This is a genomic window from Blastococcus saxobsidens DD2 (assembly GCF_000284015.1).
Classification (GTDB): Bacteria; Actinomycetota; Actinomycetes; order Mycobacteriales; family Geodermatophilaceae; genus Blastococcus; species Blastococcus saxobsidens_A.
In genome coordinates this window covers 3,013,157-3,034,152 of the sequence record NC_016943.1, presented here as the reverse complement: position 1 = coordinate 3,034,152, position 20,996 = coordinate 3,013,157, and the positions used below count along the sequence as shown (strand labels likewise).

Sequence of the window (20,996 nt, the reverse complement as noted above, 5' to 3'; positions counted from 1 at the left end):
GACCACCGTGCACCTGGAGCATCCCTACCGGTTCGACGGCCGGCGCCGCACCGCGAGCGCCTCCCACGCGGTGTGGCTGCGCGGTCTGGTCGAGCAGGTCCTGATGACCCGGCCGGGCGAGCGGCTCAACCGGCCCACGTTCGGTTCGGGCCTGGGTCAGCTGCCCTTCGACGGTCTGGGCGACGAGCTGTCGGCCACCACCGAGTTCCTGGTCCGCTCCGCACTCCAGCAGTGGCTCGGGGACCTGATCCAGGTGGAGCAGGTCGAGGTGACCTCCCACGACTCCACGTCGAGGATCCAGGTCACGTTCCAGGAGAACCGCACCGGCGAGACCCACACCGAGATCTTCGAGCGCCGAGGGACAGGCTGATGGACCCGCTGCTCTTCAGGTGCGCCGACGCCGAGGCCAGGCGTGCTGCGGTGACCGGCCATCCGCAGCTCAACGCGATGGACTGGCTGGAGGTGGCCGACCTGGTCCCCGGCGAGCTCCCTGCCGACGAGCAGGCGACCTACGCCGCTCTGCCCGCCGGGCCGCACCGCGACCAGCTGCTGTGGCAGCGCAAGCTCGTCCTCCACTTCGTCAACCCGCTCACCGCCACACACCAGGCGGCACTGACGGCCTCCGGGATCAGCATCAGCGGCGGACAGCGGATCCCGGCCCCGATGGTTGCGGTGCTGTCCATCGGGACCGACCGCGTGACCGTGCGCGCCACCTCCTCGGGCGACACCTCCCGTTACCGCCTCGACCTCGTCCGTTCGGCCGTCGACCGACGCCCACCGGTGGGCTTCGACCCGCTGCTGCACGGGATCGATTTCTCCTTCACGGTCGACTGCCCCACCGACCTGGACTGTCGTCTCGGCCACGTCTGCGTCGGTACCCACCAACCGGAGCCCGGACTGGACCGGCTGGCCAAGGACTACTCCACCTTCCGGCGCCTGATGCTGGACAGGGTCTCCCTGCTGAGCCCGGAGTGGGGGGACCGCAGCCCGGCCGACCTCGCGGTGACGTTGGTCGAGCTCTTCGCCTGGACCGGCGACCGGCTCAGCTACCAGCAGGACGCGGTCGCGACCGAGGCCTATCTGGCGACCGCCCGGTTGCGGCGCTCGGTGCGCCGGCACGCCCGGCTGGTCGACTACGCCATGCACGACGGGTGCAACGCCCGCACCTGGGTGCAGGTGCGCGTCACGGCCGACCTGTCGCCTGCTCCCTCCGAACTCACCTTCCTCACCCGGGTGCCGGGTCTTCCGGACCGGATCACCCCGGGCTCCCGGGAGGAGACGGTGGCGTTCTCGTCCGGGGCCCAGTGGTTCGAGCCGATGGTCGCCAGCCTCGACCGGGCAGTGCCCGCACCGCCGTTGCGGCTCTTCGCCGCCCACGACGCGATGGGCCTGTACGACTGGGGACTGCCGGAGTTCGCCCTGGCCACCGGGACCCGCGAGGCGGCCCTGGCGGGCCATTTCCCGGACCTGGAACCGGGCGACGTGCTGGTGCTGGCCCAGACCCGCAGCGCCGTCACCGGCCTGGAGGCGGACGCCGACCCGACGCTGCGGCACCCGGTCAGGGTGGTCGAGGCCGAGGCGTTCGACGGCGGGGCGCCGATCACGGATCCGCTCACCGGCACGAGGGTCACCCGGGTGGCCTGGGCGGCGGAGGACGCGTTGCCGTTCAGTCTGTGCGTCACCTCCTCCGGCGACATCGCCGCGGGTCGGCCGGCGGTCTCGAGCGGCAGCGAGGCCTGGGGCAACATGGTGCTGGCCGACCACGGTCGCACGGTCACCGAGCGGCTGGGGCAGGTGACGACCGGCAGGTACCGGCCGGAGCTGGCCGAGGGGCCGCTCACCCAGGCCGCCACCACGTCGGTCCGCCGCGACGACGGCGAGCGGCAGCGGCTGCGGTTCGACCCGGATGCGCCGGCCGCCGCGGCGGTTCGCAGCGACCCGGCCACCACGCGACCCGAGCTGACGCCCACCAGCACGCTGGAGGCCGACAGCACCGAGTGGACGGCCGTCCCGGACCTGCTCGACTCCGGGGCGGAGGACCCCCACCTGGTGGCCGAGGTCGAGGCCGACGGGTCGTGCCACCTGCGGTTCGGCGCCCACGGCCACGGACGTCCGCCCCGGGTGGCGGAGGCGTTCTCCGGGACGTACCGGGTCGGCAACGGCGTGGAGGGGAACGTGGGGACCGACGCCGTCGGCCACGTGGTCACCCTCGATGCCCGCGTGGCGGGGGTGCGCAACCCGCTCCCGGCGTACGGCGGCACCGCTCCCGAGACGATCGCACAGGTACGCCGCCGGGCTCCGGAGGCCTTCCGCACCCAGCAGCGCGCGGTCACCCCGGCCGACTACGAACGGGTGGCGGTCGCGATGCCCGGCGTGCAGCGGGCCGCGGCCGAGATGCGCTGGACCGGCAGCTGGCACACGGTCTTCCTGACCGTCGACCCCGCCGGGGAGACGGTCCTGGACGCTGCGCTGGAGAAGCGGCTGCGGGAGCACGTCGAGCCGTTCCGTGCCGCCGGTCACGACCTGGAGGTGGACGGCCCGAGGTTCGTCGCCCTGGAGCTGGAGCTCGAGGTGTGCGTGGCGCCGGAGTACTTCCGCGCCGACGTCCGCCGCCGCCTCGGCGCCCGGTTCTCCGCGGTCGAGGCCGGTGACGGCAGCCGCGGTCTGTTCCACCCCGACTCCTTCACGTTCGGCCAACCGGTGCACCTCTCCCCGGTGCTGGCGGCCGCGAGCGCCGTTCCCGGCGTGGAGTCGGTGCGGGCCAGGGTCTTCGGGCGACTCGGCTCGCCATCGCCCCTGGGCCTGCAGGACGGACGCCTGCTGATGGGGCGGCTCGAGGTGGCCCGGCTGGAGAACGATCCGGACTTCCCCGAGCACGGGGTGCTCCGGCTGGTCCTGCACGGCGGCACGTGATGAGCGAGCGAGAGGAGGACGTGCGGTGGGCGGGTGTGGATGCGGTGGTGCGTGTGGATGCGGGACGAGCCGGTCGGCGACGCCGGAGCCGGTCGAGAGCGCCCCGGGCCTGACCAGCCTGGAGTACCGGGTGGCCCGGCACGGTTCCACCAAGCAGGCGATCCTCCGAGGGCTGGCCGACCACGGGCTGCCTGCCCTGTCGGGCCTCGGGGCCCGCGACGACGCGGACCTGACCATCGCGCTGGCCGACGGCTTCGCGGTGATGGCGGACGTCCTCACCTTCTACACCGGGAGGATCGCTCAGGAGCACTACCTGCGGACCGCGACCGAGCGGCTCTCGGTGGTCGAGCTGTCGCGCCTCATCGGCTACCGTCCGGCACCCGGTGTGGCGGCCGACGCCTGGCTGGCCTTCACCGTCGAGGCGCCGGTCACCGTGCCGTACGTGCCACCCCGGCCGGTGCGGGTGCCGGTGGGCACCGCCGTGCAGAGCGTGCCGGGGCAGGACGAGGCCCCGGTGACCTTCGAGACCGTCACGGAGATCGAGGCCCGTGCCGAGAACAACGCGGTCGCGCCGGTGAACAGCAGCTGGCCGGCCTCCCTGGCGGCTCGCACCTCGTTGCACCTGGCGGGCACCGGTCACCGGCTTCAGCGTGGCGACGTGCTGCTGTTCCTCGGTGCCCAGCGGCAGACCACCAGCTCCAGCACGGAGTGGGCTGCACGCACGCTCGAGTCCGCAGTCGAGGAGGCGACCGGGGAGCGCACCCGGGTCACGTGGGAGCCGGCCCTGCCGGCCCTGCCGGTGGCCGGAATGGAGGTGCACGTGCTGCGCCTGCGCGCGGCGGTCTTCGGGCACAACGCGCCCGATCCCCGACTGCTCGCCATCCCCACCGCGACCCTGCACGACCTCGTCGACACCACGGTGACCCCCTGGCAGTGGACGACCTTCGGGCTCAGCAAGGGTCAGCTCGACCTCGACCAGGTCCACCCCCAGGTCGTCGCGGACGGCTGGGCTCTGGTCCGCCAGGGGAGTGCCCAGCATCTGGCCCGGATCAAGGAGGTCACCAACCCTTCGCTGAGCGCCTTCGGGGTGAGCAGCAAGGCGACCAGGATCTCGCTGGACTCCGACCTGGACCCGTCGACGTTCGACCGGCGCTCGCTGCTGGTGCTGGCCCAGAGCGAGGAGCTGCCGCTGGCCGCGGACCCGCTGACAACAGGTCTGGCGGACGAGGAGATCGAGCTCCTCGGAGCGCTCGAGCTGGCCCCCGGCCAGGCCCTGGCAGTACTCGGCCCGCTGCACGGTGCGCGGCCGGGAGCGCCCGAGGAGTCCGAGGTGGTCCTGGTCGACGACGCGCCCGACGCGGTGGTGGTGAACCTCCCGGTGGACGGCCCACCCACCACGACCGTCCGGCTCGGCAGGCCCTTGCAGCGCTCGTACGACCGGGTCCTGGCGCGGATCAACGCCAACGTCGCAGCCGCGACAGAGGGCGCGGGCGTCGGGCAGATCCTGGGCAGCGGCGACGCAAGGGTGCCCGGTCAGTGGTTCGTCCTCAACCACCGGCCGCTGACCTGGCTGGCCACCGACGCGGGACTCGATGCCGCTCTCGAGGTACGGGTCGAGGACGTGGTCTGGCACCGCCGGGAGACCTTGTTCGGTGCGGGTCCCGGCGAACGGGTCCACGTGCTGGAGACCTCCGACGAGGGCACGACCGTGGTCCGGTTCGGAGACGGGGTCGAGGGGGCCCGGCTCCCGACCGGTCAGGCGAACGTCCGGGTGCAGCACCGCACCGGGCTGGGTGCCGCGGGCAACGTGCGTACCGCTCAGCTCACCACCCTGCTGTCCCGACCGCTCGGCGTCGCCTCGGTGCTCAACCCGTCGCCGGGCACCGGGGGTGAGGACCCGGAGCCGCTGGAGAGCGCACGGCGCAACGCCCCCGTGACGGTGCGGACCCTGGACCGGGTGGTGTCGCTGCTGGACGCCGAGGACTTCGCCCGGGCCCAGCCGGGGGTGGCGAAGGCGTCAGCCGGCTGGGTGCCGCACGGCCCGGCGCGTGGCCTGGTCCTGACCCTCACCGGTCCTGACGGCGCCACGATCGACGAGTCGGTCCCGACCCACGGCCGGGTGCTCGCCGCGCTGCGCGAGCACGGGGACGCACGGCTCGTCGTGCACCTGCTCGGCCACCGCCCCGTCGGCCTGGAGGCCTGGTTGCGGGTCCTGCCGCATCCCGACCACCTGGTCGGCCTGGTGCTGGCCGACGTACGACGGGAGCTGCTGGCCGCCTTCTCCGTGGACGCGCGCGAGCTCGGTCAGCCGACCAGCCTGGGCCAGGTCGTCGAGGTGGTGCACCGGGCGCCGGGCGTGGTGGCGGTGGACGTCGACGTGCTGCGCCGGACCGATGCGCCTGCCTCTGTCCAGGTCCAGCACCGAGTGCCCGCTCACCCCGGTGGCCTGGACCCGGCCGGGACCGGCGTGCTGGGCGCAGAGCTGCTGGTCCTCGCCGACCCTGACCTGCACGTGGAGGTGATGGCATGACCACGGACGGCAGGACCACGGGCGAGACGCTGCTCGCGCTGCTGCCGGCGATCCACCGCATCCGCGACGAAGAGCTCGCCGGTCGGCTTCCCGACCAGCTGACCGCGGGCGAGCGGACCGAGCTGCTCGCCCTGGAGGCGCTGGGTGGCGCGGCCGACGAGAAGGACACGCTGCGCCGGGAGGAGCTGCGGGCCAAGCTGCGCCGCGGTCCGCTGGGCGCCTTCCTGGCGTTGGTCGGGGACCAGGTCGCGGTCCTCGAGGAGAGTCTCGACCAGCTCTACGACGACCTCTTCCTGGAGACTGCGGCACCGTGGGTGCTGCCCTACCTGGGCGACCTGATCGGCTACCGGCTCCTGCACCCGGCCGAGTCCGGTGAGACGGCCGTCTGGGACCGGCGGGCCGAGATCGGCCACACCATCGCCTTCCGTCGTCGCAAGGGCACCGCCTCGATGCTCGAGCAGCTGGCCCGGGACGTCACCGGCCACCCCGGTGCCGCGGTCGCGGAGATGTTCACCCGGCTGGCGACCACCCAGTCGCTCGATCACCTGCGCCCCACCGCGGCGGTCACGCCCTCGTTGCGCGACGGTGCGGCCATCGACCGGATCGGCACGGCGTTCGGCACGGGCGCGCGGACCCTGGACGTTCGCGCGGTGGAGGCCGGGGCCGCCCGCCCTGCGATCAGCAACATCGCCGCGTTCGTGTGGCGCCTGCACGCGCTGCGCACCGAGCGGACTCCCGCGGTCGCCGACGTCAGCGTCACCGCAGGCGTCCCCGGTTTCCGGTTCCACCCCCTCGGCATCGACTGCCAGCTGGTCCAGCGACCGGAGCGCGAGGAGGAGATCAGTCACCTGGCCGAGCCGCGCAACGTGCCGGGTGCGATCACCCGCCGCAGACTGCTGGACGATCTGCCACGGCTGTACGGGCCCGAGCGCAGTCTGGCGATCTGGCTCGACGGTGTCCCGGTGCCCGCCACGGACGTCGTGGCGCTCAACCTGGCCGACTCCGGCTCCGGGTGGATGCGCACCCCGCCGGCCGGGAAGGTCGGCATCGACCCGGAGCTCGGCCGCCTGGCGGTGGCCGGCACCGTGACGGTGACCGTGATGTTCCACCGGGCGGGGGTGAGCGGCGCCTTCGGGGGCGAGTACGCCCGGGCGCACACGTTCGGCAGCACCGGCCCGACGATGCTGCGGGTGCCGCAGGACCACCCCACCGTCCAGGCCGCGCTCAACGCCCTGGCGGGCTCTGGCACCGTCGAGATCACGGACTCGGGACGGTACGCGGAGAACCTGACGCTCACCGCCTCGGCGGGTGCCCGCATCTCGCTGCGGGCCGCCGACGGCCGACGCCCCACCCTGGCCCTGACCGGATCGCTCACCGTGCAGGGAGGTGCGGACGCCGAGGTCGAGCTCAACGGGCTCTTGATCCTCGGGCATCCCGTCGTGGTGCCCGCCTCGACCTCGCTGGCCAGGCTCTCGGTGCGGCACTGCACGGTCGTCCCCGGGGCCACGCTGGCGGCGGACGGCACCCCGCAGACCCCCGGGGCGGTCGGGGTGGAGGTGGGCCGCGACGCCTGCGAGCTGGTCGTGGAACGGAGCATCACCGGCTCCCTGGTGGGGCGGCCCCGGACCAGGATCAGCCTGCTCGACTCCGTGGTGGACGCCTGCGACCCCGGGCTGCCGGCCATCGGGTCTGCCGGTGGTGCGAGCGGCGCGCTGTCGGTCGGGTCCAGCACGGTGGTCGGCACCATCGCCGCCCACCAGCTGCAGGTCTCCGACTCCCTGCTCCTGGGCGACGTCCAGGTGACCGACCGACAGTCCGGCTGCGCCCGGTTCAGCTACCTGCCCCCGGGATCGCGGGCTCCCGAGCGCTACCGCTGCGCGCCCGCCGACCCGGCCGACGTCCCGCGGTTCACCTCGCTCTCCTTCGCGGCACCGGGCTACACGCGGCTCGCGGACAGCACCCCCGAACCGGTCCGCCGCGGCTCGGAGGACGAGTCCGAGATGGGGGTGCACCGGCGGCTCCAGGAACCTCAGCGGGAGGCCGACCTGCTCACCCGGTTCGACGAGTACCTCCGCCTGGGGCTCAGGGCCGGAGTGATCCATGAGTCCTAGGACGTTCCGGGCGCACGACGCGGCCGGCACAGCAAGGAGCAGACGATGACCGGTGACTACTCCCGCTGGAGCCACGACCCGTACAAGGACGACGCGGCGGTGCTGCTGCAACAGGGGCGGCTGCTCACCGACGACGACTGGAACACCGCCGTCCGCACCGCCGGTCGCCGGACCCAGGCCGGAACTCTGGACGTGGTGGGCCGGTCCGGGGTGCCCTCGGAGACGCCGGACGGGTTCCGGATCGCCCTCGCGGGGGGCAGCCTCGCGATCGGCCACGGGCGTGCCTACGTCGACGGGATCCTGGCCGAGAACCACGGGGCACCGCCGGAGGTCTGGCGTCATGGGTTGGCCGAGCCCGCCGGCACCGCGCCGGTCGCCTACACCGCGCAACCGCACCTGCCGCAGGCGCCCGCGCTGCCGGCGTCGGGACGCTACCTGGTCTACCTGAAGGTGTGGCGCCGTGAAGTGACCGCAGTCGACGACCCGAGCCTGGTCGAGCCGGCGCTGGGCATCGACACCACCACCCGCCACCGCACCGTCTGGCAGGTCAAGGCGGTACCGGTCCCGGGCGGCTACGTGCCCGGCTCGCCGTTCCTCACGCAGACCTGGTTCGAGGCCGCGGAGCCGCCGGCCACCGCCCGACTGAGCGTCGGCACGGCGACCGTGGAGACCGACCCGGACCCGTGCCTGATCGCGCCCACCGGCGGTTACACCGGCGTGGAGAACCGGCTCCACCGGATCCAGGTGCACACCCCCGGCCCGGCCGGGACCGCCACCTTCGTGTGGTCCCGGGACAACGCGACCGTCGCGGCCCGCGTCGTCTCGGTGCCCGCCTCCCTGGACCGCGTGGTCGTCGACCGGCTCGGGCACGACCAGGTGCTCGCCTTCCACGAGGGGGAGTGGGTCGAGCTGCTCGACGAGACCCGCGAGCTCGCCGGGAGGCCAGGGGTGCTGCGACGGATCAGGACCCCGGGCGGCATCGACTCCGACACCGCGACGATCGTGTTCAGCACGTCGCTCGGTGCGGGCGACTTCGCGCTCGACGCCCAGGGACGGCCGGTGGCCGGGAGCAACCTGCGGATCCGCCGCTGGGACCAGGGCGGCACCCTGCTGGACGAGGCCGGCAACACCGTGCCCGACGCCGCACTGGCCAGTGGGTCGGTCACCGTCCCCGCCCCCGGCACCAGGCTGGTCCTCGAGCACGGCATCACCGTCGGCTTCAGCCTCGACCCGGCCGGCGGGACCTTCCGGACCGGCGACCACTGGCTGGTCCCCGCCCGGACCGCCGACCCCACCGGGCACGAGACGACCGCCGAACCGGCACTCGGGATCCACGCCCACTACGCCGGCCTGGCCGTCGTCGACGGCGGCGCGGTCGTGGACGTACGCCCGGTCTTCCCTCCGCTCAGCGGGCTGGACAGCCTCTGCTACGTGGCCGGTGACGGTCAGGAGGTCACCCCGGACACGCTGGCGCCGGCGCCGGTCCTGCTGCCGGTGGCGCCGCGGGTCGGCGTCGCCCGCGGACCGATCCCGGTGCCGGGTCGGCCGGTCCGGTTCACCCTCACCGGAGCGGGGTCGGGCGGGCTCGACGGCGGCACTGGTCCGGTCACCGTCCCCACCGGCGCGGACGGCACGGCCGCGGTGGCCTGGGCGGTCGACCCGTTCGTCCCCCAGACACTGGAGGCGCGGCTGCTCGACTGGTCCGGCGCCCCGATCGGCCTGCCGGTCCGGTTCAGCGCACGCACCAGGCTCGCTTCCGGCGTGGCCTACCAACCGGGCGCTTGCAGCGACCTGGCCGGGGTGGCCACCGTGCAGGAGGCGCTGGACACGCTGTGCCTGCGCGGTGGCGGCGACGGCAACGACTGCTGCGTGAGCGTGGGGGAGGGGGGCGACTACGCCACGCTCGAGGAGGCGCTCCGCGACCTGGCCGACCGGCGCCGCGGCATGGCGTGCGTCCGCCTGCTTCCGGGCCTGCACGAGTGGGCGGGCGCGGACGTCGACTACCTGCGCCATCTCGACCTGCACGGCTGTGGCGCGGTGTTGGTGCTGCACGCACCCTTCCGGGTGGTCAAGGCCGAGGAGGTCGAGCTGAGCGACCTCGACCTCCTCGGCACCGAGGAGCTACGGGGGGAGATGGTGCGGTTCCTGGCCTGCCGCCAAGTGGTCTGCCACGACCTGCGGGTCCGCACCCAGAGCCCGGAGATCCCGGTGCTGGTCCGCCTCACCGGGTGCGGCGCCTCCCGGGTTCGAGACTGCGAGATGACGGCCTCGGCGTCGCGCAGGGACGGCGTCGGGCCCCGCTTCACCGGCCCGGTCCGCACCCTGCTCGAGGCTGCCCGGGACGACGACCGGGACGCGCTCGAACGCATGGTGGCCACCAACCGGCGCGCTGCGGTCCTGCGTCGAGAGGCTGCTGCGGCCCAGCTGGAGCAGTTCGTGCGGTCGCGCCAGGTCGAGCTCGACGGGCGGCTGGCCGAGGCGCTCCTGCGGAGCGCGGAGCTGATCCGGGCGGGTGGGTCGCTGGAGGAGTTCGTCGAGCTGCTGCCCGAGCTGCGCGAGACGGCCCTGCACCTGGACGCGGTGGCGGGCCTGGCGCGGGCGGCGCTCGCGGTCGAGGAGCCCCACGGGCCGGTGTGGATCGCCGGCAACGACCTGGTCGGCGGCATCAGCCTGTACGGCGTGGCCTCCCCCGACCGGATCGAGGAGCTGGAGGCCAGCCTGGAGAACCTCGTCGAGGAGTCCCGGAACCCGCCCGAGGTCAGGACCGGCCCGGCGCGGTTCGACCTGCACGAGAACCGGCTGGGCGGATTCAACTGGTCGACGCAACACCGGCTAGTTGATCATCAGACAATAGTCGAGCGAGTTCCTCGGCCGGAGTGTGGAAGCCGAGGGTCTTGCGAGGGCGGCCGTTGAGCTTGTCGGCGATGGCGTCCAGGTCGGCGGCGCTGTGCCCGGACAGGTCGGTGCCCTTGGGCAGGTACTGGCGCAGCAGGCCGTTGGTGTTCTCGTTGCTGCCGCGCTGCCAGGGGCTGTGCGGATCGCAGAAGTAGACCGGCAGGTCCGCGGCGATGGTGATCTCGGCGTGCCGGGCCAACTCGATGCCCTGGTCCCAGGTCAGCGTGCGGCGCAGCGCGACCGGCATGGTGGTGATCTTGGCGGTGATTGCGGCGGCGACGGCTTCGGCGCCGTGATCGGCTGGCAGATGCAGCAGCATGGTGAACCGGGTGGTGCGCTCGACCAGCGTGCCGACCGCCGAGCCGCTGTCCTTGCCGACCATCAGGTCGCCCTCCCAGTGTCCGGGCACCGCGCGGTCGGCGACCTCGGCGGGCCGCTCGGAGATCATCACCTTGTCCTTGATCCGCTCACGGCGGCCATCGGCTCGCCGCCGCGGCTTGCGCAGCGCCCGGCCGGTGCGCAGGCAGACGGCCAGCTCACGGCGCAGCGCACCCCGGCCTTGCACGTAGAGGGACTGGTAGATCGCCTCGTGGCTGATGCGCATGGACTCATCGTCGGGGAACGCCAGCCGCAGCCGATGACTGATCTGCTCCGGGCTCCACTGCAGGTGCTCGAGCTTGTCGGCCACCCAGTCGCGCAGCACCGGATGCTGGGTCAGCTTGGCCGGCTTGGGCCGGCGCGCCCGGGCCTCGGCGCGGGCCTGGGCGACCGATGCCTTGTAGCGGCCGGCCGGACGGCGCGTCAGACAGCCGCGAGCGAGTTCCCGGCTGATCGTCGAGGGGCTGCGCTCCAACCGCCGGGCGATCTCGCGGACGCCCAGACCGGCCGCCCGATCCAGCGCGATCTCCTCACGCTCACTGACGGACAGATAGCGGCCGTTGGGCTCGGCCAGCTGCACAGGGGGTATGCCGCCGGCCTCGACGAACCATCGCCGCCCGGTGCTGCCGGTGACCCCGACGGCTGCCGAGGCGTCCTCGGTCGAGGATCCCGCGGCGATCAGCTGCCAGAACCGCCGACGCACCTCCTGCGGCAGCGGTACATGTCCCGTTGCTCCCATCGACACCACCCCGTCTCATCGAGGTGTTGCGTCGACTCCTTGAACCCAAGCTGGCCTGGTTGCTCATCGGGCTCGAGGAGGGGCGGGAGCGCCCGGAGATCGTCGCCGTCGAGAGTGCCCGGGTCGGGAACAACGCGGTCGACGGCGGCCCGCTCGAGCTGCTCGCCGGCCGGGTCAGCCTGTCTGGCAACGACGTGAGCGGGGTGGGCAAGCTGGCAGGGGTCGTGCACGCGAACAAGGTCTCCGCAGTCGGGAACGTGGCATCTCGTGCGGGCGCCACCCTGGTTCTGTCATCAGCCTCGCGGGCGGAGGTGGCCAACGTCGACCTCAGCCTGGCGCCGTGATCCCTCATCGCTCAGCATGGGCCGGCGGGGCTGCGGCGCACCACCGTCGAGTGCCCGGCCGTCGATGCGCGCCATGGAGACTGCCGGGGCTGCTGGTGGCAGTGCGACGCGGGTAGACCCGGTCCGCCGGCGACGGCTCGACGCTGATGTCGGTTGAACGACTCCCGGTGGCGGGTGCCGGCGCAGATCAGCCGAATGCGAGCCGGTACTGCTCCCGGCGCGCCGGAAGCACGTCCGGGTCGGGACGGCGTCGAGGGACCGGTGGGGGAAGGGTGCCGGTCACCGCCCGCACGGCCAGGTGCGCGGCCCCCAGCGCCGTGGCCTCCTGTGCGTCCACGAAAGCGGCAACGCCCTCCCCGATCGCCCCGCGGATCTCCCGCCAGGCGGGTGACTCCGTCGGGCGGCCTGCCAGCAGGCGCTGGACGACGGCCCGGCCGGCGGTCCGGCTGAGGTGGCGGGTGAGGTCCCGGGACGCCACCGCGGTGGTCTCCATGAGGGCACGCAGCAGCGTCGCGGCGCGCACGTCGAGCGGCACGTCGGTCAGGGACAGCCGGCGGTCGGCAGAAATCTCCCCGCGGACCCCGCCACTGCCGACCGGCTCGTCGCCGAGGAGGTCGTCCAGCGGCGTGGCCGGGTCCAGACCCAGCAGCCGGGTCCAGGACAGGTACAAGGCTCCCGAGGGCAGCGCGGCGTGCAGGTAGAACAGCCCGTCGGTGACGAAGCAGCCGACCTCGCTGCCCGTCGTCGCCGCGGGGTCGAGGGAGTCGGTCACCAACAGGTGGGCCTCGGAGGTCCCGGCCGAGATGAAGAGGTCGCCGGGGGAGCGCGCGCCCGCGGCCAGGGCCCCGCAGAAGTGGTCGTGCCCGCCACTGACCAGGGGAACGCCGGGCGCGACGCCGAACTGTTCTGCCACCTGGGCACCGAGCTCGCCGACCACGGTGCCGGAGGGCACCAACCGGGGCAGGGACAGCCCGCCCATCCCCACCACGTCCAGCCCCTCGGGCCGCCAGGACCGGGTGGGTGCGTCGAACAGCCCGGTGCGGGACGCGTGCGAGTGATCCATCACCAGGTCACCGGGGCCCAGGGAGGACAGCAGCCAGCTGCCGAGGTCGGTCAGTGTCGCGGCGTCCCGCGCCTGGACGGGGCGGGCTCGCGACCACCAGGCGAGCGTGTGGACGGTGTACTCCGGATGGCGGAGCCCGGTGACGGGGGCGCGTCGGTCCAGCTCGGCGGCGAGTTCACGCGCGGCGTCCTGCCCGACGCCGGAGAACCAGGTCGGAACGTCCCCGACCGGCCGAGCCGCGGCGTCGAGCAGCACCGCCTCCTCGCCGACCGATGTGACGGCGATGCCGCCCAGCGCGGCGCGCGCCTCCGGACCGGCCTCGCCGAGAGCGCGCCGGGCGGTGTCGACGACCACGTCCCTGATCGCCTGCGGGGAGTGGACGGCGACGCCCCCGACCTCCCCCTGGGGCGTCGGTGCGGCGGCCGAGGCCAGGAGGGCGACGCCGTCCGGTGCGAGCAGCACCGCCTTGGTGCGGGTCGTGCCGACATCGATGCCGAGGAAGGTGGCGCTCACCTGCCGACTCCCGGAACGGCGCTGGCGACCGCGTGTGCGCGCAGCTCGTCGACCTCGCTGGGTCCGCTGAGGTCCGGTTCGAGCCGGGCCGCGTTGGCGGCCCCGGCGGCTGCACCCGTGCGCAGTGCCGACGCCCGATCGTCCCCTCGTGCCAGGGACGTGACGAAGCCCGCCAGCATCATGTCGCCGGAGCCCGTGGCGTTGACCAGGGACACGGAGGGACTCTGCACGTCCCATCCCTCGGTGGCCGAACGGTAGGACAGGCCTGCGGAGCCACGGGTGACGACGACCGCCCCCACCCCCGCATCGAGGGCCAGCCCCATCAGGACCGGGAGGTCCACCGGGTCGGCACCGGGCGCGGTCAGGCCGGCGTCGGCGCGTAGTTCGTCCTCGTTGACCTTCAGCACGTCGGGGGCCGATCGGACGGCCAGGGCCAGTCCCGGCCCCGAGGTGTCGACGACGGACAGGACACCGCGACCGCGCAGCGCGGTGACGCACCGCGCGTACAGGTCCGCCGGGGCACCACGCGGCAGGCTGCCCGTGCAGACCACCAGGTCTCCCGGCCGGACCGCCTCCACCAGTCCGTCCACCAGCGCGGCCACCTCCGTGGGGCCCACCTCGGGCCCCGGCTCGTTGATCACGGTGGAGGCGCCCGAGGCGCTGTCCACGATCACCGTGCTGACCCGGGTCTCCCCGTCGATCAGGACGTGCCGGTCCTCGATGCCGAGCTCCCGGCAACCCGCCGAGATCTGCGCGCCCACCGGGCCGCCGACGAAGCCGTGGAGCGCGGCCCGGCCACCCAGCCGCACCACGCCGCGGGCCACGATCATGCCCTTGCCGCCGGGCCGGCTGACGACCTGCGTGGCGCGGTGGACCTCCCCGACCAGGAGCCGGGGGACCACCTGCAGCCGGTCCTGCGCCGGGTTCGGGCTCACGACGTGGACCGTCGGGCCGGTGGGACGTTCGTGCACGAGTCCTCCTGGGACAGGTCGGTGATCAGCGCCTGCGCAGCCGAGCAGGCTGTGGACCGGCTGCTACGTTCGCCGCCGGGCCGAGGGTGCCGGGGAGGCGACTCCCCGGCACCGCGCAGGGCCCGCCTGCCAGCCCCGGGCACGGCCCGGACGCTGCCGGGCGACGACCGACCCGAGGAGCACTCCGTGCCACGCGCAGCACTGACCGACGTCCTGGCCGCGGCCGCGCACGACCGCAGCGGCCTCGGCGCCTTCAACGTCATCCAGGTGGAGCACGCCGAGGCCATCGTGGCCGGCGCGGAGGCGGCCGGCCGGCCCGCGGTGCTGCAGGTCAGCGAGAACGCGGTGCGCTACCACGGCGCCCTCGCGCCGGTCGGCAGCGCCATGCTCGCCATCGCCGACGCGGCCGCCGTCCCGGTCGTGGTGCACCTGGACCACGCGACCGACCTCGAACTGGTGGTGCAGGCCCTCGCGCTCGGGTTCACGTCGGTGATGTTCGACGGCTCGACCCTGCCGGTCGAGGAGAACCTCGCCACCACTCGAGGTGTCGTCGACCGGGCGCACGACCGCGGCGTCTCGGTCGAGGCGGAGATCGGCGAGATCGGGGGCAAGGACGGCGTCCACGCGCTTGGCGTGCGCACCCGGCCGGAGGACGCCGCCCGGTTCGTCGAGGCGACCGGGATCGACGCGGTCGCGGTCGCCGTGGGCAGCTCGCACGCGATGATGACGCGCACGGCGCGGCTCGACCTGGACCTGATCGCCGCCATCCGGACCGCCGTACCGGTGCCGCTGGTGCTGCACGGATCGTCGGGCGTCCCGGACGACCACTTGCGTGAGGCGGTCGCGGCCGGGATGACGAAGATCAACATCTCGACACACCTGAACGGCATCTTCACCCGGGCGGTCCGCGAGGCCCTCGCTGTCGACCCCTCGCTCGTCGATCCCCGGAAGTACCTCGGGGCGGCCCGGACGGCGACTGCGCGGGAGGTCGAGCGGCTGGTCCGCCTGCTCGCCGGCTGACTGCTCAGTCGTCACCGAGCTCCTGCCGGAGGGTCGCCGCCAGCACCGGCGCCAACGGTAGTTGCGGCAGCAGGGTCGCCTGGTAGGCGTGGTAGACGTCCGGCTTGCCCGACCACACGGGCGCCGCGTCCCCGACGGGGAGTTCGTGCACCCAGCTGCCGCGCTCCCGGTCGATGAAGCGGGTCGCGGCCTCGTCCCAGAACGTGCGGTACCAGCGCTCGTAGTCCGCGTCGCCGGTGCGCGCGACCAGCGCGGCTGCCGCGCCGATGGCCTCGGTGAGCACCCAGTGCAGCCGGGAGGCGACGACCGGCCGGTCCTGCCAGTCCAGGGTGTACACGAAGCCGGATTCGCCGTCGGGCGCCCAGCCGACCTCGACGGCGGCGTCGAACAGGCTGCGGGCGTCGGGCAGCAGCCAGTCGGGGGCGTCGGCACCGAGGGCGGCCTCCAGGTGGAGCAGCAGTCGTGACCACTCCAGCCAGTGGCCGGGGGTGGAGCCGTAGGGGCGGAACTTGTCGTTCCTGCGGTCGTCGTTGTAGTCGGGGAGCGGTTGCCACTGCGGATCGAAGTGCTCGGGCAGGCGCCAGCCGTTCGTGCGGGCCGCCTGGTGCACGAGCCGCTCGGCGATGCTGAGCGCCCGCGTGAGCCACCGGTCGTCGCCGGTGACGGCCGCTGCGGTGAGGAAGGCCTCGACCGTGTGCATGTTGCTGTTCGCGCCGCGGTACGGCTCCGCCTCCGACCAGGTCCGGTCCCAGCTCTCCATGCACCGGCCCTCGCCGCCCGACCAGAAGTGCCGTTCGACCACGGAGAGCGCCTCCTGCAGCAGCTCCGCGGCCCCCGGCCGACCGGCGGCGGTGGCGCTGGCGGCGGCCAGGACGACGAAGGCGTGGTCGTAGGCCGACTTGTCCGTGGCGGCCGGCGCGCCGTCGGCGGTCAGCGACGAGAACCACCCGCCGTGCTCGGCATCCCGGAAAGGGCCGGTCAGCGCGGCCAGCCCGGAGTCGACCAGCGGACCGGCACCGGGGCGCCCGCGCAGGCAGGCGAGGGCGAAGACGTGCGTCATCCGGGCGGTGATCCACAACTGGGGCGGCTGCCCGGGATCGGGGCGGCCCCCGTCGTCGAGCCAGGCGAATCCCGTCGTGGTGCCGGCGGCGGCCTCGGCGAAGGCGAGCAGCCGCTCTCCCTCCCCGTCCAGCCAGGCGCGGTGGGCGGGCAGCGAGGCCCAGGAGCCTGACTGCGGGGAGTCACCGGTCGTCGTCATGGTCCTCCTCGGGGGGTGGCCGCACCGGCCGGCCGGAGCGGTCAGTGGATCGACACTAGCTGGCTGCAGCAGTCAGGTCTCGGGCAGATATCGATGGCTTGACATCGATGACAACGCGGTTGTTGCATGACCCAGGTCACTCGTCGACCGATCCCCGACCCGCAAAGGTGCATGCCGTGCCCGTTCCCGCTCCGACCGGACGCCCGCTGGGCGACGTGCCGGCGGGAGTGCCGCGGGGCGGCAGTCATGCGTGAGCGCGTCACGCTGCGTGACGTCGCCCGCATCGCGGCGGTCAGCGCCAAGACGGTGTCCCGGGTGGTCAACGGGGACGCGCACGTCACTCCCGGTACGCGGGCACGGGTGCAACAGGCGATCGCCGATCTGGGCTTCCAGCCGAACCTGGTTGCCCGGTCGCTGCGCGTGGGCCGCACGGACGTGGTGGGACTGGTCGTCGAGAGCCTCGCCGACCCGTTCTTCGCCCGGCTCACCAGCGCCGTCGAGCAGGCGGCTCACGAGCGGGGCCTGGCGGTGATGGTGTCCAGCGTCGGCAACCAGGAGCCGGAGCGGGAATCGGTGATCGTGGAGAGCCTGCTCGTCCGGCAGGTCGCCGGCCTCATCGTCGCCCCGATGGCGCAGAGCCACACCTATCTCGCCGGAGCGGGCCGGCGGACGCCGATCGTGTTCGTGGACCGGCTGCCGGAGGGGATCGTCAGCGACGCCGTCCTGGTCGACGACCTCGCCGCCGGGGAGATGGCGACCCGCCACCTGCTCGACCACGGCCACCGCCGGGTCGCCTTCCTGGGCTCCGAGCTGCGCAACCCGACGACCCGGCTGCGTCTGGCCGGCTACCGCCGGGCGCTGGCCGCACGCGGCCTGGCCGACGGCGGGTCGCTCGTGGCCGTGGATGCCGGATCGGCCCGTGAGGCCCGCGCGGCGGCCGAGCAGCTGCTCGCCGGCCCCCGGCCGCCCACAGCGATCTTCTCCTCCAACATGCGTTGCTCGCTGGGGCTCGTGCCGTTGCTGCACGGCCTCGGGCGCACCGACGTGGCGGTGGTCAGCTTCGACGACTTCCCGATGGCCGACTCGCTCGTCCCGGCGGTCACGGTCATCGATCACGATCCCGAGGTCATCGGCCGCGCCGCCGCCGAGCGACTGTTCCGCCGGCTCGACGACCTGGACGCCCCCGCGGAGACGGTCACGGTGCCCGTCCGCCTGGTGCCTCGGGGTTCCGGCGAGCTGCCTCCGGCGGGATCGGGACGGCGTCGGCCGCACGACCAGGACGTCGTCCTGGCGCAGGACGGATTGCAGGACATGGTGCGCCACGGAGCAGAAGGGAGAGCGTCGACCATGACGTCGCTGCACGCACAGGAGGGGCCGCCATGACCCCCGCCCTCGAGGCACGGGGCCTCCGGCGCGAGTTCGGGCACGTCCGTGCCCTCGACGGCGCCGACTTCGACGTCGACCCCGGCGAGGTGGTCGCCCTCATCGGCGACAACGGCGCTGGGAAGAGCACCCTGGTCAAGGCGCTGTCCGGATCGCTCGCCATCGACTCGGGCGAGCTGTGCAGCGACGGGAAGCGGGTCACGATCGACACCCCGGCCGCTGCCCGCTCGCTGGGCATCGAGACCGTCTACCAGGACCTCGCGCTCGCCCCGCACCTCGACCCGGTGCAGAACATGTACCTGGGTCGGGAGGTCATGCGGTCCGGCCTGCTGGGTCGGCTGGGGTTCATGGACCACACCGAGATGAAGGAGAAGACCGAGCGGGCGTTCGCCGACCTCGGGGCGACGGTGCGCGACTTCAGCGCACCCGTCGGCGCGATGTCCGGGGGGCAGCGGCAGCAGATCGCCGTCGCGCGAGCCGCCGCGTGGGCCAGCCGGGTGATCTTCCTCGACGAGCCCACCGCGGCCCTCGGCGTCGTGCAGACCCGCAACGTGCTCGATCTGATCCGGCGGGTGCGCGACCGCGGCATCGCCGTCGTCCTCATCAGCCACTCGATGCCGCACGTGATCGAGGTGGCCGACCGCATCCAGGTGCTGCGGCTGGGCCGGCGGGTGGCGACCTACGACGCCAAGAAGACCTCGATGGAGGAACTGGTGGGGGCCATGACCGGCGCAATCAGCCAGGAGGCGGCATGACCACCGCGACCGAGCCGGAGCAGGACGCCGCATCCGCCGAGGAGGAGCGGCCGAAGACCCCGCTGCAGCGCCTCGTGGGCGCCCAGGCGTTCCAGATCCTCGGCGTGCTGCTCATCCTGATCGTGCTGTTCAGCATCGCCGAGCCCGACGCGTTCCTGTCGGTGAACAACTTCCGCAACGTCGTCGTCAACGTCTCGATCCTGGCGATCATCGGCGTCGGGATGACGTTCATCATCATCACCGGGGGCATCGACCTGTCCGTCGGCAGCGTGCTGGTCTTCAGCGGCGTGGTCGCGGCCAAGGTCATGGCAGCCCTGGGTGGGCAGGGCGTCGGCGTGTCGATCGCCGGTGCCCTGGCCGCCTGTGCCTCGGGCACGCTGTGGGGCCTGTTCAACGGCGTGGTCGTCGCCCGCCTGAAGGTGCCTCCGCTGATCGTCACCCTCGGGACGCTCGGGATGGCCCTGGGCGCCGCACAGATCCTCACCGGCGGCATCGACCTGCGTGGCGCCCCCACGGTGCTGACCGACACGATCGGGTTCGGGCGGCTGTTCGGCCAAATCCCCTACCTGTCGCTCATCGCGCTGCTGGTCGTCGTGGTCGGCGCGGTGATCCTGCACCGCACCCGGTTCGGCCGCTACACCTACGCCGTCGGCTCCAACGACGAGGCCGCGCGACGGGTCGGCGTCAAGGCTGACCGGCATCTGATCCTCGTCTACACGCTGGCCGGCTTCTGCGCCGGACTGGCCGGGATCCTGAACCTCGCCTTCTTCTCGTCGACCACGATCGCCGGTCAGTCGAACACCGCGCTCAACGTCATCGCCGGTGTCGTCATCGGCGGCACGAGCCTCTTCGGCGGGATCGGCACGATCGCCGGCACGGTGATCGGCCTCTTCATCCCCGCCGTCCTCCAGAACGGCTTCGTGATCATGGGCGTCCAGCCCTTCTGGCAGCAGGTCGTCGTCGGTGCGTTCCTCATCGCCGCGGTCTACGTCGACCAGGTCCGCCGCGCTGCGGCAACCCGCGGAGCGCGCAGCCGCACGTCCTTGTTCTCCCGGTTCTCCCGCCCCTCAGGGGCACGTCGAAAGGAAGCACAGTGAACAGAAGCATCACTGCCAGGATCGCCACCGTCTCCGCACTGGCCCTCGGCCTCGCCGCGTGCGGCGGTGACGACGCCGGTGACGGTGGCGCGGGCGGGGGCGGGGGCGGCTCCGAGGCCTACGAGGTCGCCTTCGTGCAGGGCGTCGCCGGCGACGAGTTCTACATCACCATGCAGTGCGGGATCGAGGCGGCGGCCGAGGAACTCGGCGTCGAGGTCACCACCCAGGGCCCCCAGCAGTTCGACCCGGCGCTGCAGACCCCGATCGTCGACAGCGTCGTGGCCAGTGCGCCGGACGGGCTGCTCATCGCCCCGACCGACGTGACCGCGATGGAGCGCCCGATCCAGGCGGCTGCCGACGCCGGGATCACCGTCGGCCTGGTCGACACCACCCTGGAGGACCCGTCCATGGCGGTCACCGAGGTCGCCTCGGACAACCTGGGTGGTGGGGCCGCGGCGTTCCAGGCCATCCAGGAGGCCAACCCCGAGGGCGGCAAGGTCCTCGTCGTCGGGCACGAGCCAGGGATCAGCACCAATGAGTTGCGGATCCAGGGCTTTCTGGAGGCGCTGGCCGAGGACCCGAAGTTCACCGCCCTGCCCACGCAGTACGCGGAGAACCAGGTCGCCGAGGGCGCCCGCATCGTCACCTCGACGCTGCAGGCCCACCCGGACCTGGTCGGGATCTTCGGCACGAACCTGTTCGCGGCGGAGGGTGCCGCAACGGGGCTGCGCCAGGCCGGCGCCGAGGAGCAGGTGACCGTCGTCGGCTTCGACGCCGGCCCGGCCCAGGTGGAGGCGCTGGAGAACGGCACCGTGCAGGCGCTCGTGGCCCAGCAGCCGGCCGAGATCGGCCGGCAGGGCCTGGAGCAGGTCGTCGCCGCGCTGAACGGTGAGGAGCCCGAGGCCGAGATCCAGACCGGCTTCACGATCCTCACGCAGGAGAACCTGGCCGAGAACCAGGACGCGGTGTACCAGTCCGACTGCTGATCCGCGGCGCCGCACGACGCCCCGTCCCTCCTCGAGAGGG

Annotated in this window: 15 protein-coding genes; 11 read left to right on the top strand and 4 right to left on the bottom strand. The window is 73.4% G+C overall.

Annotated features, from left to right (window positions below):
* The first annotated feature begins 7 nt into the window (after positions 1-7).
* The 5 genes from BLASA_RS14380 (at position 8) to BLASA_RS23555 (ending at position 10,467) form a co-directional block, all read left to right on the top strand.
* Positions 8-370 (top strand): GPW/gp25 family protein, encoded by a 363-nt coding sequence (locus BLASA_RS14380; protein ID WP_014376908.1) that lies wholly within the window; start codon positions 8-10, stop codon positions 368-370.
* Positions 370-2,913: a putative baseplate assembly protein gene (locus BLASA_RS14375; RefSeq protein ID WP_014376907.1), complete on the top strand. Its 2,544-nt coding sequence runs from the start codon at positions 370-372 to the stop codon at positions 2,911-2,913. The genes BLASA_RS14380 and BLASA_RS14375 overlap by 1 nt, the downstream gene beginning before the upstream one ends.
* A 130-nt stretch (positions 2,914-3,043) precedes the next feature.
* Positions 3,044-5,443 carry a hypothetical protein gene (locus tag BLASA_RS14370; protein WP_014376906.1) on the top strand — a complete coding sequence of 800 codons (2,400 nt, stop codon included), beginning with the start codon at positions 3,044-3,046 and terminating at the stop codon, positions 5,441-5,443.
* Positions 5,440-7,554 carry a hypothetical protein gene (locus BLASA_RS14365; RefSeq protein ID WP_014376905.1) on the top strand — a complete coding sequence of 705 codons (2,115 nt, stop codon included), beginning with the start codon at positions 5,440-5,442 and terminating at the stop codon, positions 7,552-7,554. The genes BLASA_RS14370 and BLASA_RS14365 overlap by 4 nt, the downstream gene beginning before the upstream one ends.
* Before the next feature lie 45 nt (positions 7,555-7,599).
* Positions 7,600-10,467, top strand: coding sequence for a DUF6519 domain-containing protein (locus BLASA_RS23555; protein WP_014376904.1), 2,868 nt, complete (start codon positions 7,600-7,602; stop codon positions 10,465-10,467).
* Here the strand turns inward: BLASA_RS23555 and BLASA_RS14355 are convergent.
* Positions 10,364-11,566, bottom strand: coding sequence for an IS30 family transposase (locus BLASA_RS14355; RefSeq protein WP_014376903.1), 1,203 nt, complete (start codon positions 11,564-11,566; stop codon positions 10,364-10,366). The genes BLASA_RS23555 and BLASA_RS14355 overlap by 104 nt on opposite strands.
* A 26-nt stretch (positions 11,567-11,592) precedes the next feature.
* On the opposite strand from BLASA_RS14355, the gene BLASA_RS14350 reads away from it, so the two are divergent.
* Entirely contained in the window at positions 11,593-11,910 is a 318-nt protein-coding gene (locus BLASA_RS14350) for a hypothetical protein (RefSeq protein WP_166486554.1), read from the top strand.
* A gap of 187 nt (positions 11,911-12,097) precedes the next feature.
* Here BLASA_RS14350 and BLASA_RS14345 read toward each other — a convergent pair whose 3' ends face one another.
* The gene (locus BLASA_RS14345; protein ID WP_014376901.1) at positions 12,098-13,486 is read right to left on the bottom strand and encodes an FGGY-family carbohydrate kinase; all 1,389 of its coding nucleotides are present in this window, start codon (positions 13,484-13,486) and stop codon (positions 12,098-12,100) included.
* Positions 13,483-14,457 carry a 1-phosphofructokinase family hexose kinase gene (locus BLASA_RS14340; protein ID WP_014376900.1) on the bottom strand — a complete coding sequence of 325 codons (975 nt, stop codon included), beginning with the start codon at positions 14,455-14,457 and terminating at the stop codon, positions 13,483-13,485. The genes BLASA_RS14345 and BLASA_RS14340 overlap by 4 nt, the downstream gene beginning before the upstream one ends.
* Before the next feature lie 186 nt (positions 14,458-14,643).
* Here BLASA_RS14340 and BLASA_RS14335 point away from each other — a divergent pair, with 186 nt between their 5' ends.
* Positions 14,644-15,477: a class II fructose-bisphosphate aldolase gene (locus tag BLASA_RS14335; RefSeq protein ID WP_014376899.1), complete on the top strand. Its 834-nt coding sequence runs from the start codon at positions 14,644-14,646 to the stop codon at positions 15,475-15,477.
* Positions 15,478-15,481: 4 nt separating this feature from the next.
* On the opposite strand, the gene BLASA_RS14330 is transcribed toward BLASA_RS14335, so the two are convergent.
* Positions 15,482-16,735, bottom strand: a complete 1,254-nt coding sequence (locus BLASA_RS14330; RefSeq protein WP_014376898.1) for an AGE family epimerase/isomerase — start codon at positions 16,733-16,735, stop codon at positions 15,482-15,484.
* Between the two features lie 246 nt (positions 16,736-16,981).
* On the opposite strand from BLASA_RS14330, the gene BLASA_RS14325 reads away from it, so the two are divergent.
* From BLASA_RS14325 to BLASA_RS14310, 4 genes are read left to right on the top strand one after another with little or no spacing between them, the layout of a single operon-like run.
* Positions 16,982-18,118: a LacI family DNA-binding transcriptional regulator gene (locus BLASA_RS14325; protein ID WP_014376897.1), complete on the top strand. Its 1,137-nt coding sequence runs from the start codon at positions 16,982-16,984 to the stop codon at positions 18,116-18,118.
* Positions 18,115-18,873 carry an ATP-binding cassette domain-containing protein gene (locus tag BLASA_RS14320; RefSeq protein WP_014376896.1) on the top strand — a complete coding sequence of 253 codons (759 nt, stop codon included), beginning with the start codon at positions 18,115-18,117 and terminating at the stop codon, positions 18,871-18,873. Before BLASA_RS14325 ends, BLASA_RS14320 begins: the two co-directional genes overlap by 4 nt.
* Positions 18,870-19,970 carry an ABC transporter permease gene (locus BLASA_RS14315; protein ID WP_014376895.1) on the top strand — a complete coding sequence of 367 codons (1,101 nt, stop codon included), beginning with the start codon at positions 18,870-18,872 and terminating at the stop codon, positions 19,968-19,970. The genes BLASA_RS14320 and BLASA_RS14315 overlap by 4 nt, the downstream gene beginning before the upstream one ends.
* Complete coding sequence (locus BLASA_RS14310; RefSeq protein WP_014376894.1) at positions 19,967-20,956, top strand: ABC transporter substrate-binding protein; 990 nt, start codon at positions 19,967-19,969, stop codon at positions 20,954-20,956. The genes BLASA_RS14315 and BLASA_RS14310 overlap by 4 nt, the downstream gene beginning before the upstream one ends.
* Positions 20,957-20,996 lie beyond the last annotated feature (40 nt).